The organism is Streptomyces sp. NPDC023723 (assembly GCF_040639815.1).
GTDB lineage: Bacteria > Actinomycetota > Actinomycetes > Streptomycetales > Streptomycetaceae > Streptomyces.
In genome coordinates this window covers 20,004-34,510 of the sequence record NZ_JBFAAP010000045.1, presented here as the reverse complement: position 1 = coordinate 34,510, position 14,507 = coordinate 20,004, and the positions used below count along the sequence as shown (strand labels likewise).

At 70.3% G+C, this 14,507-nt stretch carries 13 protein-coding genes; 4 read left to right on the top strand and 9 right to left on the bottom strand.

The window, feature by feature from the left end; all coding sequences use genetic code 11:
- Positions 1 to 51 precede the first annotated feature (51 nt).
- From AB0G32_RS31625 to AB0G32_RS31610, 4 genes are read left to right on the top strand one after another with little or no spacing between them, the layout of a single operon-like run.
- Complete coding sequence (locus AB0G32_RS31625) at positions 52 to 993, top strand: hypothetical protein (RefSeq protein ID WP_361171068.1); 942 nt, start codon at positions 52 to 54, stop codon at positions 991 to 993.
- A 35-nt stretch (positions 994 to 1,028) separates the two neighbouring features.
- Complete coding sequence (locus AB0G32_RS31620; RefSeq protein WP_361171143.1) at positions 1,029 to 2,687, top strand: NAD(P)/FAD-dependent oxidoreductase; 1,659 nt, start codon at positions 1,029 to 1,031, stop codon at positions 2,685 to 2,687.
- Positions 2,684 to 3,613: an SDR family NAD(P)-dependent oxidoreductase gene (locus AB0G32_RS31615; RefSeq protein ID WP_361171065.1), complete on the top strand. Its 930-nt coding sequence runs from the start codon at positions 2,684 to 2,686 to the stop codon at positions 3,611 to 3,613. The genes AB0G32_RS31620 and AB0G32_RS31615 overlap by 4 nt, the downstream gene beginning before the upstream one ends.
- A 9-nt stretch (positions 3,614 to 3,622) precedes the next feature.
- On the top strand, positions 3,623 to 4,558 hold the full coding sequence (locus AB0G32_RS31610; protein WP_361171062.1) for a cyclase family protein: 936 nt from the start codon (positions 3,623 to 3,625) through the stop codon (positions 4,556 to 4,558).
- A gap of 74 nt (positions 4,559 to 4,632) precedes the next feature.
- Here AB0G32_RS31610 and AB0G32_RS31605 read toward each other — a convergent pair whose 3' ends face one another.
- The 9 genes from AB0G32_RS31605 to AB0G32_RS31565 form a co-directional block, all read right to left on the bottom strand.
- A complete protein-coding gene (locus AB0G32_RS31605) occupies positions 4,633 to 6,237 on the bottom strand; it encodes an FAD-dependent oxidoreductase (RefSeq protein WP_361171059.1) in 1,605 nt (534 codons plus the stop codon).
- A gap of 161 nt (positions 6,238 to 6,398) precedes the next feature.
- Complete coding sequence (locus tag AB0G32_RS31600; protein WP_361171056.1) at positions 6,399 to 7,652, bottom strand: Nramp family divalent metal transporter; 1,254 nt, start codon at positions 7,650 to 7,652, stop codon at positions 6,399 to 6,401.
- Positions 7,653 to 7,745: 93 nt separating this feature from the next.
- On the bottom strand, positions 7,746 to 8,315 hold the full coding sequence (locus AB0G32_RS31595; protein WP_361171053.1) for a flavin reductase family protein: 570 nt from the start codon (positions 8,313 to 8,315) through the stop codon (positions 7,746 to 7,748).
- A gap of 29 nt (positions 8,316 to 8,344) precedes the next feature.
- Positions 8,345 to 9,526, bottom strand: a complete 1,182-nt coding sequence (locus AB0G32_RS31590; protein WP_361171050.1) for a hydroxylase — start codon at positions 9,524 to 9,526, stop codon at positions 8,345 to 8,347.
- A gap of 172 nt (positions 9,527 to 9,698) precedes the next feature.
- A complete protein-coding gene (locus AB0G32_RS31585) occupies positions 9,699 to 10,568 on the bottom strand; it encodes an alpha/beta fold hydrolase (protein WP_361171047.1) in 870 nt (289 codons plus the stop codon).
- Between the two features lie 10 nt (positions 10,569 to 10,578).
- Positions 10,579 to 11,577, bottom strand: a complete 999-nt coding sequence (locus AB0G32_RS31580; RefSeq protein ID WP_361171044.1) for a VOC family protein — start codon at positions 11,575 to 11,577, stop codon at positions 10,579 to 10,581.
- 83 nt (positions 11,578 to 11,660) lie between these two features.
- On the bottom strand, positions 11,661 to 12,671 hold the full coding sequence (gene dmpG / locus AB0G32_RS31575; RefSeq protein WP_361171040.1) for a 4-hydroxy-2-oxovalerate aldolase: 1,011 nt from the start codon (positions 12,669 to 12,671) through the stop codon (positions 11,661 to 11,663).
- Entirely contained in the window at positions 12,668 to 13,609 is a 942-nt protein-coding gene (locus AB0G32_RS31570; protein ID WP_361171037.1) for an acetaldehyde dehydrogenase (acetylating), read from the bottom strand. Before AB0G32_RS31570 ends, dmpG begins: the two co-directional genes overlap by 4 nt.
- The gene (locus AB0G32_RS31565) at positions 13,609 to 14,412 is read right to left on the bottom strand and encodes a fumarylacetoacetate hydrolase family protein (RefSeq protein WP_361171034.1); all 804 of its coding nucleotides are present in this window, start codon (positions 14,410 to 14,412) and stop codon (positions 13,609 to 13,611) included. Before AB0G32_RS31565 ends, AB0G32_RS31570 begins: the two co-directional genes overlap by 1 nt.
- Between the last annotated feature and the right edge of the window lie 95 nt (positions 14,413 to 14,507).

Genomic DNA, 14,507 nt, shown 5'->3' with positions numbered 1-14,507 from the left:
CCCGGAGGGCGGACCGAGAGATCACACCCGTGCGAGAGAGGCGACAGTTCCATGGCTGATCGTGACTTCCGTGTCACACGGCTGTACCACCCCAGTCATCACGTGACCGACCTGCGGGAGAGCGAGGCGTGGTTCGAGCGGGTCTTCGGCCGCCCGAGCCGTCCGATGGCCGAGATGACCCGCAACGCGCCGGCCAGCGACGGATACCCCACGGACTACTCGACGTTCACGCCGATCAGCGACGTGCTCTTCGACATGATCGACCCCAAGCGGTACGTGCTCGACGGCGTGCAGCGGTACGCCTCCGTCGACCGGCCCCACCTCAAGGGGTTCGGCTGGTACGTCGACGGGATCACCGACGCGTACCGCTCGCTGCGGGATCTCGGCGTCAAGATGGTGGGTCAGCTCGACGAGAGTACCGACGGCGACGATCCGCCGACCGCGCCGGGCTCCCCGATGCCGATCTTCTTCACGGTGGCCGAGGACTCCGGGCTGCGCTACGAGTTCCTGCCGCAGATCCCGTTCCCGCTGGACCACCGGCTCGCCCCCGGCTGGGAGATCCCGCCGGTGTCCGACGACGACCCGCTGGGCATCGTGCGGTGTTCGCACCACACCGTCCTGACGGACCGGCCGGAACGCGGTCTGCGGGTGGTGGTCGACGGGCTGGGCGGCACGGTCGTGCACGAAGGACGTGACGAGGTGCTCGGCGCCCGCGGTGTGTACGTCCGGCTGGCCGACGCGGTGTTCGAGTACGCCACACCCGACAGGGGCACCGCGGCGTACGCCGACTGGGAGGGCAACGCGCCCGCCGACACCTACCACTCGATCACCTGGCAGGTCGTCGATCTCGACCGGGTCGCCCGGCATCTGGCGGCGCAGGGGGTGCGGGTGCGGACCCGGACGGACCAGACGCTGGTCACCGACCCGGACACCAGCCTCGGCATCCCGTGGGGATTCACCGTCGCGCCGGCGCCCGCGGAAGCCGCCGGGTGACGAAGGAGGCGAGCGGACAGGTGAGTCGGTTGGCAGTGCCCGCAGGCGGGGTACGGGGCGCCGAGGCCGAGGTCGAGGTGCTGGTCGTCGGGGCCGGCGTGACCGGCATCCACCAGCTGTACCGGGCCCGGCAGGCCGGGTTCCCGGCACTGCTCCTGGAGGCGGGCGAGGGTGTCGGCGGTGTCTGGTACTGGAACCGGTATCCGGGGGCGAGACTCGACTCGGAGAGCTACACGTACGGCTATCTCTTCTCACGCGAGCTGTTCGAGGGATGGCGCTGGCGTGAACGGTTCGCCGGACAGCCGGAGAACGAGGGGTACTTCAACTACGCGGTCGACCGGCTCGGTCTGCGCGACCTGATCCGGTTCGGGGCACGCGTGACCTCCGCGGTCTACGAGGAGGCGTCCGCCACCTGGCTGGTGCAGGCGTCGGACGGCACCCGGGTACGCACGCGCTTCCTGATCGCCGCCACCGGGGTGCTGTCGGCGCCGGTGTTCCCGGACGTGCCGGGCCGCACCGACTTCCGGGGCGTGGCCCACCACACCGGTCTGTGGCCCGACCAGCCCGTCGACCTCGCGGGCAAGCGGGTCGCGGTGGTGGGCACCGGTTCCAGCGGGGTCCAGGTGGTCCCGGCGATCGTCGACGAGGTCGAGTCCCTGACCGTGTACCAGCGCACCCCCAACTGGTGCACCCCGCTGGTCAACGAGCCGATCAGCGACGAGGAGTACGCCGGCCTCAACGCCGGGTTCGAGGAGCTGCGCAGGCGGCTGGAGGAATCCCCGAGCGGATTTCTGCACGAGCTGAACGAGCGCGGGGCGTTCGACGACTCGCCGGAGGACCGCCGGACGTTCTACGAGACGATGTGGGGCTCCCCCGGCTTCGCCAAGGTGATCAGCAACTACCGCGACACGATGACCGAGAAGGCCGCCAACGCGCAGTGGTGCGCGTTCATGGCGGAGAAGATCCGCGACCTCGTCAAGGATCCGGCCACCGCCGAGCGGCTCATCCCCGTCGACCACGGCTGGGCGGAGAAGCGTCCCCCTTTCGTGACCGGCTACTTCGAGGCCTTCAACGATCCCAAGGTCGAGCTCGTCGACCTGCGGTCCACACCGATGGTCCGGGTGACGGAGCGCGGCATCGAGACGACCGACGGGGAGCGGGAGTTCGACGTCGTCGTGTGGGCGTCGGGTTTCGACTTCGGCACCGGCGCGCTGACCCGGATGGGAGTACGCGGGCGCGGCGGGCTGGCATTGGAGGAGTACTGGTCCGACGGCCCCCGCACCTTCATGGGGGTGATGAGCCATCACTTCCCCAACTTCTTCTTCCCCGGCGGCCCGCACGGTGCGGCCGGGAACAACCCGCGCTACGCCGAGGACCAGGTGAACTTCGCCGCCGACGCGATCGAGTACATGCGGGAGCAAGGTCTGCGGGTGATGGAGGTGCCCGCGGACAGGGAGGAGAGCTGGAACCGGATGGTCGCCGAGTGGTCCGCGTACTCCTCGTTCGGTGAACACAGCTACTTCTTCGGCGCCAACATCGCGGGCAAGCCCCGCAGTTTCCTGCTCAATCCCGGCGGGCGCCCGAAGCTGCGCGAGGTCATGCGCGGCGTCCTGGACACCCGGTACGCGGGCTTCCTGGACGCGGACTCCCCGGGCCCGGGCATGGCGGAACAGGTCGAGGAGGCCGGGTCATGACGGCATACCGCTTCGACGGCCGGGTCGCGGTCGTCACCGGCGCGGGGCGCGGCATCGGCCGGGCCTACGCGCTGCTGCTGGCGGAACTGGGCGCCAAGGTCGTGGTGAACGACCTCGGCGGCACGATGGAGGGCTTCGGTGCCGACCCGGGCCCGGCTCGCCGTGTCGCCGACGAGATCAACGCCTCGGGCGGCACCGCGATCGCGGACACCAGCGACGTGTCGACCGCCGAGGGCGGGCGGCGGCCGGTCGAGCTGGCGGTTGAGACGTTCGGACGCGTCGACATCGTCGTCAACAACGCGGGCAACGTCCGCTTCGCCGGGTTGCCGGAGGTCGACGAGGACATCTTCGACAGCCACCTCGGGGTGCATGTCCGGGGCGCCTTCCACACCTCGCGGGCCGCGTGGCCGCACATGCTGAAGCAGGACCACGGCCGGATCGTACTGACCGGCTCGATCGGGATGTTCGGCCTTCCCGACAACCTGAGTTACGCCACCGCCAAGGCCGCGGTCATCGGGATGGCCCGCAGCATGGCGGCCTCGGCCGGCGAGCACGACATCAAGGTGAACGTCATCGCCCCGAACGCGATGACCAGGATGGCCGGCGGCCCGTCGGAGGGCATGGACAGCCTCCGCGAGCAGGGGCACGGCGGTGGCGACGACGCCATGGACCCGGCGCTGGTGGCGCCCATGGTGGCCTATCTGGCCCATGAGGCGTGCGCGGTCAGCGGTGAGGTCTTCCTCGCGGGCGCCGGTCGCTTCGCCCATCTGTTCATCGGGGTCACCGAGGGCTATCTGCCCGCCGATCCGCGGCAGGTGGGTGTCGGGGACGTCGCGGAGAACCTGGGCCGGATCAAGGACAGCGGCGACTACTACGTACCCACCAGCCTCATGGAATGCGTGAGTCACTACATGGCACACCGGTAAGGAGAGAACATGAGCGAGGACAAGATCTGGCCCCAGCACGAACTGGGCAGGAAGCTCAGCAACTGGGGCCGCTGGGGGGACGACGACCAGATCGGCACCCTCAACTACGTCACCCCGGAGAAACGCGTCGAGGCCGCTCAACTCGTGCGGACCGGCAAGGCCTTCGACCTCGGAATGGCCTTCGACAGCGACGGGCCCTTCAAATCCGGCGGCTTCCGCAACAACCCGCTCCACCTCATGACGCTTCTCCCGTCCGACACCGCGCAAACGCCCGACGGGCTCATCTCCGCCGACGACATGATCATCACCGGTCTGCAGGCGGCCACCCAGTGGGACGGCCTCGCCCACGCCGGCTACGCCGGGCACTTCTACAACAACACCCCCGCGGCGGCCGTCAACAACTTCCAGGGCGCCACCCGCAACTCCTTCCACCACGCCGTCACCCGCCTCATCTCCCGCGGGGTCCTGCTCGACATCGCCCGGCTCAAGGGTGTCGACCGGCTCGAGGACTCCTACGAGATCACCGAGGCGGACCTCCTCGCGGCGGAGGAGCGCCAGAACGTCCGGGTCACCCCGGGCGACATCGTGCTGCTGCGCACCGGTTCCTACCAGTGGTTCCTGGAAGGCGACCGCGACCACTTCCTCGGCAACGCCCCCGGCCCCGGTCTGGACACCTGTACCTGGCTCCACGAACGCCAGGTCGCCGCGCTCGCCATGGACAACCACTCCGGCGAGGTCTGGCCCAGCCCGGTTCCCGGCGCCACCATCCCCTTCCACCAGGTCGTCATCCGCGACATGGGCCTGACCATCGGCGAGATGTTCAACTTCGAGGAGCTTGCCGCCGACTGCGAACAGGACGGTACCTACGAGTCCCTCTTCATCGCCCCCGGACTCAAGGTCACCGGGTCCGTCGGATCCCCGATCACGCCGGTGGCGCTGAAGTAGCGAGCGGGGCGGACATGGGAGACGGGCCGACGTCAGGTCGGCCCGTCTCTTGCATGCCGGGGGTGGGGGCGAGGTCAGTCCGGCGTGCCGGCGGCCATGTCGAGCACCGCGCGGTAGGAGAAGGCCAGCGACGAACCGATCGGGGTGCCGGCGCCGGGGTACACGTGCCCGGACATGGCGGCCGCCGTGTTGCCCGCGGCGTACAGGCCCGGGACGGCCGCTCCGTCGGGTCGCAGCACCCGGGCGTGCTCGTCGGTCTTCAGACCGCCCTTGGTGCCGATGTCGGACAGGACGATGGTCGCCGCGTAGTACGGCGGGGTGTCCAGCGGCAGCAGGAGCGGGTTCGGCGCCTCCGGGACCGGCTGGATCAAGTAGTTCATCACCGGGCCGGCGGGGAAGCCGACGATGAACGAGTACATCCGGTCCCATGGTGTCTCACCCCGGTGGAAGCGCTCGTCCACGCCGGTGCGGGCGTAGCCGTTGAACTCCTCGACGGTCTTGGCCAGCGCCCCGTACGGAACCCCGATCAGTTCGGCGAGTTCCTCCAGGCTGTCAGCCTTCTTCAAAGCGCCCGATTCGAGCCACTCGGGGCGCACCGGTTCGTCGGGGGATCCGCCGAAGCCGTCGCGGTCGATCTGCCGCTGGTCCAGTATCCAGTGGGTGGGGATGTGGGACACGTCCGTACTGGAGTGCAGTCGGATCAGTTCGTGTCCGGTCTGGTCGTAGGGGCGGTTCTCGTTCACGAACCGCTCGCCGGCGGCGTTGACCCAGATGCCGCTGCGGGTGGCGGTGTGGAAGACCGGCAGGCCGTCGGGGTGCACCAGGCCCGGCACGAACCACGCCTCGTCCAGCAGTTCGGTCGCCGCCCCCACCGCGACCCCGGCCCGCAGCGCGTCCCCGGTGTTGCCGGGAGCACCATTGGACCAGCTGCCGTCCAGGGGCAGCGTGTGGTGCTCGCGGCGCAGTTCGGCGTCGCGTTCGAAGCCGCCGGCGGCCAGCAGGACGCCCCGTGCGGCGCGGAACTCGGCCTGCCCGGCCGCGCTGTCCGCGGTGACGCCCACCACCCGGCCGTCCTCGACGACCAGGTCCGTCAGCCGGGTCTGGGTGCGGAGCGTGCCGTTGCCGGTCTCCAGGAAGGCCGCCAGCGCCCTGCCGATCAGGGCGCGGCCGCCGTCGAACACCGGGCCGCGTTCGGCTCCCAGCCGTTCGACCGGGATGGAGTCCCGTACCAGTGCCGCGTGGTCGCCGAGTTCGGCGACGGCGATCCTGGGCGGGAAGATGGTCCGGCCGCCGGCGGTGGCACCGGGGGCGTCCGTGTAGTAGTCCGGCACGGGGTCGTAGGTGAAGGACTGGAACCAGGGACTCTGTTCCAGTTCGTCGATCAGCTTGGGTCCGGCGTCGAGGTAGGCGTCCTGGAGCGGCACCCGGTCGTCGTCGGCGACGACGTACCGCAGATACGCCCTGGCGGCCTCGATGTCGTCCTCGGCCCCGGCCCGTGCGATGGGGGCGGCTCCGGGGAACCAGATGCCGGCGCCGGAGTACGCCGTGGTTCCGCCGACCCGGTCCGTCTTCTCGATCAGCAGGGTTCGCAGGCCCCGCGAAGCGGCCACGTAGGCTCCTACGAGTCCGCCGCCCCCCGATCCCACGACGATGACATCATAGGTGTCCCCAGTGCTCATCACTTTCCTCCTCGTGTGCCGGTCGGGGCCATCCGGGGATCGCCCCGCCACGGTCCGCCGCCTCCAGTCTGTTCCGGTTCACCGACCGGGAGCCGGCCGACTTCCACTGACCGGCACACGATGTAAGGGCCCCTACCGGGCGGTGGGGGCCCTCGCTCACGTCAGCCGCTGAACACCTGGGTGACCAGGATCGCGTTGAGAGCGGTGACGACCAGCGCCACACAGCCCGCCACCGCGGTGGTGAGCCGGCGGTTGACCCACGGCCCCATCAGGTCCTTGCGCCGGGTCAGCAGGACCAGCGGGATCAGCGCGAAGGGGATGCCGAAGGAGAGCACCACCTGGCTCAGCACCAGGGCCCGGGTCGGATCCAGGCCGATGCCCAGGATCACCAGCGCGGGCACGATCGCGGCGAGCCTGCGGGTGTACAGCGGGATCCTGCGCCGCAGGAAGCCCTCCATGACGATCTCGCCCGCCCGGATGCCGACGCTGGAGGAGGCCAGCCCCGAGGCGAGCAGTGCCACGGCGAACAGGGTCGCGGCCGAGGTGCCCGCCGTGACGGCGAGTTCGGCGTGCGCGCCCGCGAGGGTCGGCTCGGCGCCGGAACCGTACAGGGTGCCGGACGCGGCGATCAGCATGGCCGCGTTGATCACTCCGGCGACGCCCATGGCCACCAGTACGTCCATGCGCTGGGCCCGCAACAGCCGCTTGCGTCCGAGTCCGTGGCCGGGCGCGAAGCGCTCCCGGGTGAGCGCCGAGTGCAGATAGACGGCGTGCGGCATGACGGTCGCGCCGACCACGCCGACGGCCAGCATCAGGCTCGACGCGCCGTCCAGTCGCGGGACCAGGCCGCCGGCCGCTTGTCCGACGTCGACCCCGGCGGTGAGTGTCTGGTAGAGGAACACCGCCGCGACCACGGCCAGCGCGCCCGCGATCAGTGCCTCGAAACCCCGCTGGCCCGCGGCGCGGACGCTGAGAACGGCGAACGAGCCGATCGCGATCATCAGCCCCCCGGTCAGCATGGGCAGACCGAAGAGCAGGTGCAGCGCCACGGCGCCGCCGACCAGTTCGGCGACATCGGTCATGATGACCACGATCTCGGCCTGCACCCACAGCCCCAGCACCACGGGACGCCGGTAGGTCTCACGGCACAGCTCCGGCAGGCTGCGTCCGGTCGCCACGCCCAGTTTCGCGGAGAGGTACTGGAGCAGCATGGCGACGATGTTCGCGAGGACCACCACCCACAGCAGCAGGTACCCGAAGCGGGCCCCGCTCTCGAAGTTGGTGGCGAAATTGCCTGGGTCTATGTAGGCGACCGCGGCCACGAAGGCCGGGCCGACGAGTGTCACCAGCCGCCGCCGGACGCCCGGTACGGAATGCCGGGGCAGGGCGATGGGCGATTCGGTGCCTGTGGTCATTGGTGGTCCTCGGCAGGTTGGGTCAACAGGTCCTGGACACGTCCGGTCCAGCGGCCGGCCCGCGGGCGTCCCGGGTGCGCTCACGCCCGGTGCTCACCAGCCGACGAGCCGGTCCAGCACCATGGCCGAGCTGGAGAAGTAGTCGCCGTAGCCGCCGCGGAAGAAGAGCAGCGGTGTCTTGGCCGACTCGGCGCGCAGTTCGTGCACCTTCCCCACGGCCAGCACATGGTCGCCGAGCTCCACCACCTGCGTCAGCTCGCAGTCGATCCAGGCGACGATGCCCTCCAGAACGGGGTTCCCCAGCCGGGAGGGCTGCCAGGGGACGCCGTCGAACCGCTTGGCGGAGCCCCGCACGGCCATGGCCCGGCACAGCGCCTCCTGGTCGGCGGCGAGCGCGTTGACGCAGAATCGGCCGGCCTCGCGGATCCTGGGGAAGGTACTCGACGAGCGGTCGGCCAGGAAGCCCACCAGAGGCGGGTCGAGGGAGATCGACGTGAAGGAGCCGACGATCATTCCCTGCGGTTCCCGGTCGGCTCCGCTCGTGGTGATGGCTACGACGCTGGTGGGGAAGTTCCCCAGCACGTCACGGAAGTACCGCTTGTCCTCGGCGGCACCTGCGGTCGGTCGGTGGGACGCGCCGTCCCGTCGGCCCGCTCCGCTCATGGCGGCCTCCTCACGGTCGGGTCGAGGCGTCAGATCATGATGCTGAGATGCGGCGGCAGGTCCAGCCCCATCTGCTTCAGGGAGTCGGCGTGGTAGGTGACGCCCGGCACATGGATCATGTGCTGGAGTCCCACGTGCGCGTCCCGCCAGAAACGCTGCACCGGGTTGTTCCGGCGGATCGCGTTGCCGCCGGACCGGGCGAAGATCTCGTCCAGCGCCGCCACCGCACGCCAGGCGCAGCGCACCTGGTTGCGCCGGACGGTGGCCCGGTCCTCGATGGTCACCGGCTCCCCCGCCAGCACCTTCTCGTGGACCCGGGTGATGCCGTCGATGAGCTGGACCCGGGACGCGGCGATCTCCGCGGCCGCCTCACCCGCCGCGTACAGCGCGTACGGGTCGTCGCGCACCTGGACGCCGGTGACGGAGACCCGGTCGCGCTGGAGGTCGAGGTGGGCACGGAGTCCGCCCTCGCAGATCCCGATCACGGCCGCGGTGATCCCCAGCGGGAACATGGAGGTGAACGGCAGCCGGTACAGGGCGTCGGTGACGCCGTTGCGCTCGGCGGCCTCTCCCGCGGAGACCTCGTCCTGGTTGATCGTCCGGTACTCGGGGATGAAGGCGCCGTCCACGACGACGTCCTTGCTTCCGGTGCCGGACAGTCCGATCACGTCCCACGAGTCGTCGATGATCTCGTAGTCCGACCGGGGCAGCACCACGTGCAGGACGTTCGGCGGCGACGCCGGCTTGCCCTTGCCGTCGCCCACCAGAGCGCCGAGGAAGACCCAGTCGCAGTGATCGGTGCCGGAGGAGAAGGGCCAGCGCCCCTTCAGTACGTAACCGCCGTCGACCGGCTCCGCCACGCCGTTGGGCATGTACGGCGAGGCGATCCAGGTGTCCGGGTTCGCGCCCCAGATCTCCTCGGCGAGCCGCGGATCCATCTGGGCGATCTCCCAGGGGTGCACGCCCACGACACCGCAGACCCAGCCGGCCGCGCCGTCGTGCCGGGCGACGGCCATGACCGCCTCCGCGAAGTCCCGCGGGCGGGCGGCGTGGCCGCCGGACTTGGTGGGCTGCAGCAGGCGCAGTACGCCTGCCCGGCGCAGCAGCGCCACCGTCTGCTCGCTCAGTTTGCCCAGTTTCTCGTTCTCGTCGGCGAGCTCGGCCAGCTTCGGCCCGAACTCCTCGATCCGCTCTACCACTTCATGCGCCATGCCGCGTACCTTCCGCTCTCTTCGGTCGCCTCCCGGCGGCGTGGAACTGCTCATTGAGGGGTTCTCGTCCCGGGGCCGCGCTGCCCGCCGGCCGGGAGGCGGTGACGCGCGCGGCCCCCGTGGGCCGGGCCGGTCGGCTGTTCCTGGACCGGCCCGGGAGGACCGCGGCGGCTCAGCCGCCGCGGACGGTTTCCTCACGGGTGAGGAACTCGGTGACGACCCGCTCGAAGTCACGCTTGCGCTCGATCTGCACCCAGTGCCCGCAGCGGGCGAAGGTGTGCAGTTCGACCTCGGGCAGCCAGCGGGTGGCGAAGTGCGCCTGGTCGTAGGGCAGCATCCGGTCGTCGCGCCCCCACAGCAGCAGGGTCGGCGTGGTGATCGTCGTCGCCTGCTGCCACAGCGGCGTGTACGCGGCCTGCCGCCCGGGGTCGAACATGGAGCCGATGATGGCTCTGGTCCGGCCGATCACGCCGTCGGCGAGCGCGTTGTCCATGCGTTCGTCGATGAGTTCGTCGGTGATCAGCCGGCGGTCCGAGACCATGGTCCGCACCCAGGCGATCATGTGTTCGCGGGTGGGGTCCTCCAGGAACTCGAAGAGCCGGCTGAACCCTTCGCTGGGCTCGGCGTTGAACAGCCCGACGGACAGCCCGCCCGAGCCCATGAGCGCCATCCTGCGGACCCGTTCGGGGTGCCGGGCCGCGAGTTCGGCGGCGACCGCCCCGCCCATCGAGTTGCCGACGAGCGCGGCGGACTCGATGTCCAGGTGGTCCATCAGCCGGGCGATCCAGTCGGCCGCCACGACCGGGTAGACCCGGTCCAGGTCCGGCAGCGCGGTACCGCCGAAGCCCGGCAGATCGGGCATGACCGTGCGGAAGCGATCACCGAACACGGGCAGGTTGTGGCGGAAGTTGGACCAGGCGCTGACCCCGGGCCCGGACCCGTGCAGCATCAGCAGCGGCTCCCCCTCGCCCGCCTCGTGCCAGGCGAAGGTGAGTCCCCCGATGTCCTTGCTGACCCTTGTCGACTCGTAGCTCAGGCTCATCGGCTAACGCTCATTCGGCCAGCGGCGCGGACGGCGACGTGGACAGGAACGCGCCACCGGGACCGACGTCGAGGACATCGCCGTACCAGGTCTGCCCGAACTCCAGCTCGGGCAGCTTCCACTCCAGCGCCTCCCAGTCGGGGTCGAAGATGTGGTAGCCGCCGGAGTACAGCTCGATGCGGTGGCCGGAGCCGGGGTCGTGGACGTAGAGGTACATGGCCTGGCCGATGCCGTGCTTGCCCGGGCCGTGCCCGTAGGCGATGTCCAGGTCGCGGATCTCGTCCGCCGCCCGCAGCACGTCGTGGAAGTTCTCCACGTTGAACGCCACGTGGTGGAAGCGTCCGGGCTCGTCGTCCGCGCTCACCCCGATGGCCAGGTCGTGCACCTGCGGGGTGACCGACAGCCAGGACGCCAGGACGATGTCCGGTGCCTGGGGCAGCATCGCGAACTCACGCCGGCGGAAGCCGAGCGAGCCGCGGAGCCAGTTCTCCGCCTGGTTGACCGTACCGGCGCTGGTCTGGAGGTTGATGTGGTCCAGCCGGCGCACGCCCATGCCGCGCCGGCGGGAGCTGTTGCTGGGCAGCTTGGAGCGCAGCGACTCCTCCGCCTGCGGCCTCTCGATGTCGTAGTACAGCTCGAAGGGGTGCTCGCTGCCGGGTACCAGGAAGCGGACGGCCTCGCCGCGGCCGAGGACCTGGCCGGCGCCGATCTCCAGCGACTGGACGCCCTCCTGCTCGAACTGCTTGTGGAACAGTTCGACGTCCTGCTTGCGCTTGACGCGGAAGCCGTAGGAGTTGACCCGTGCCTCGTCCTGCTGGGTCAGGACCAGTGAGTGGTGGACGAGTTCCTGGTAGCCGCGCAGGTAGGCCACGCCGCCCGTCTGGGCCACCACCTCCATGCCGAGCACGTCGCGGAAGAACCAGAGCGAACGCTCCAGGTCGGGGGTGCCCAGGTTGATGGTGCCCGCATAGGCCACCTGTGGGCCGGGATCGTAATCGTTGTCGCTCATGTGTCAGCTCCTTCGGTATATGTGATAGGTGTCAACTAGGCCGGTGACCATGTGTCGCCGCGGACGCCTCGGAGGCCGCTGAGTCAGGACTTCTGGCTCTGCAGCGTCAGGGCGATGTCGATGAGCATGTCCTCCTGGCCGCCGACGAGCTTGCGGCGGCCGGCCTCCACGAGGATCTCGCGGGTGTCGAGCCCGTACAGGCGCGCCGCGTTCTCGGCGTGCCGCAGGAAGCTGCCGTAGACGCCCGCGTAGCCGATGGTGAGGGTTTCCCGGTCGACGCGGACCGGGCGGTCCTGAAGCGGGCGTACCAGGTCGTCCGCCGCGTCCTCCAGCGTGAACAGGTCGCAGCCGGTCTTCCAGCCCTTGAGGTTGGCGACGGCCACGAACGGTTCGATGGGTGTGTTGCCCGCCGCCGCGCCCTGTCCGGCGAGCGAGGCGTCGACCCGGTAGACGCCCTCCTCCACGGCGGCGAGGGAGTTGGCGACGCCCAGGGACAGGTTCTCGTGGGCGTGGATGCCGATCTGCGTCGCCGGGTCGAGGACGTCGCGGTAGGCCCGTACCCGGTCCCGGACGTCGTCCGAGGTGAGGCGGCCGGCCGAGTCGGTGATGTAGACGCAGTGCGCCCCGTAGGACTCCATCAGCCGCGCCTGGGCGGCGAGTTCCGCCGGCCCCAGCATGTGGCTCATCATGAGGAAGCCCGAGACGTCCATGCCGAGCTCGCGGGCCTCGGTGATGTGCTGGGCGGACACGTCCGCCTCCGTGCAGTGGGTGGCGATACGGACCGAGCGCACCCCCAGGTCGTAGGCCCGGCGCAGTTCCGCCACGGTTCCCACGCCGGGCAGCAGCAAGGTGGTGATCACCGCTCGCGAGGCATGGGCGACGGCGGCCTCGATCCACTGCCAGTCGGTGTGGCTGCCGGGGCCGTAGTTGAGGCTCGCGCCCGCCAGTCCGTCGCCGTGGGCGATCTCGATGGCGGCGACACCGGCCCGGTCGAGTTCGGCGACGATCCGGCCGACCAGTTCGGGGTCGATGCGGTGCCGGATGGCGTGCATGCCGTCCCGGAGGGTCACGTCCTGTACGTAGATCTCGGTCATCGGGCCACCGCCCCGGCGCGTTCGGCGATCCGTTCGGCGACGCGCATCGCGGCCGAGGTCATGATGTCGAGGTTGCCCGCGTAGGCCGGCAGGTAGTGGGCGGCGCCCTCGACCTCCAGGAACACCGACACCTTGGTGTCGACCGGGCCGGACCCGGGCGGCAGCAGTGTGGTCACCTCGTCGGGGGTGACCGGGGTGAACTGCACCCGCTGCACCAGGCGGTAGCCGGGCACATAGGCGGCCACCTCGGAGACCATGCGTTCGACGGAGTCCCGGATCTCGTCGTGATCGGCGTTGCCGACCAGGCAGAAGACCGTGTCGCGCATGATGAGCGGTGGTTCGGCCGGGTTGAGGATGATGATCGCCTTGCCCCGGCGGGCGCCGCCCACCGTCTCCACGGCGTGCGCCGTCGTCTCGGTGAACTCGTCGATGTTGGCCCGGGTTCCCGGTCCGGCGGACCGGGAGGCGACCGAGGCGACGATCTCCGCGTACGGCACCTCGGTCACCCGGGACACGGCGGCGACGATCGGGATGGTGGCCTGTCCGCCGCAGGTGACCATGTTGATGTCGGGTGCGTCGAGGTGCTCGTCGAGGTTGACCGCCGGGATCACGAAGGGGCCGAGTGCCGCCGGAGTGAGGTCCACCTGCCGGCGTCCGTGCCCCTCGAGAAGGCGGGAGTTGGCCACGTGGGCCGCGGCGCTGGTGGCGTCGAGCACGATCCGTACGTCCGCGAACTCCGGCATGCGCAGCAGCCCCTCCACTCCCTCGGAGGTGGTGGCCACGCCCATCCGGGCGGCGCGGGCCAGGCCGTCGGAGGCCGGGTCGATGCCCACCATGGCCAGCACTTCGAGCTGCTCCGAGGCGCGTTTGACCTTGATCATCATGTCGGTTCCGATGTTTCCGGATCCGACGATCGCCACGCCGGTGCGGTGCGTCATCACTCTCCCTTTCCCGAGAAGCGCGCGGTGATGGTGCCGAGAGGTTCGATCCGCACCTCGAAGACGTCGCCGGGCCGCACCGGGACCATCGGTCCCAGTGCTCCGGAGAGCACCAGGTCGCCCGCGCGCAGCGGATCGCCGAACTCGATCGCCGTCTGCGCCAGCCAGCGCAGGGCGTTGAGCGGGTCGCCCAGACAGGCGCGTCCGGTGCCGCTGGAGACCACCTCGCCGTCGCGGCGCATGGTCATGACGGTGTCGGCGGGCACGAACTCGTCCAGCGGCAAGCCGTGTTCACCGATGACGAAGACGCCGGAGGAGGCGTTGTCGGCGACGGTGTCGGTGATGCAGATCTGCCAGTCGGTGATCCGGCTGTCCACGACCTCCACGGCCGGGTAGGCTAGCTCCACCGCGTCGCGCAGTGCGGCGAGGTCGGCCTCGCCGGTCAGGTCGCGGCCGAGCAGGAAGGCCACCTCGGCCTCCGCCCGCGGCTGGAGCAGCCGTCGTATCGGCACCTCCTCGCCGTCCGTGTACCGCATGTCCGCGAAGAGGACACCGAAGTCGGGCCGGTCGACGCCGACCTGGGACTGGATGGCCTCGGAGGTCAGTCCGATCTTGCGGCCGATCAACCGCGCGCCGGCCGCCAGCCGGCGTCCGGTCACCGCTTGCTGTACCCGGTAGGCGAGGTCGATGTCCGTGCGGCCGAGCAGATCGGTGACCGGTTCGCAGGACTGCCCCGTGGAACTCGCCCGCTCCAGGCGATCGGCAGCCGCCTGCTCGCGGGAAATGGCCGGCGTTGACGTCATGAGGATCCTCCGGCGGATCGGACCGTTGCGTTCCGTGCCCGCTCTGTCAGATCCTGATCATCGGCTCTGACCAGGGGGAACGGGTCGTTGTGGGG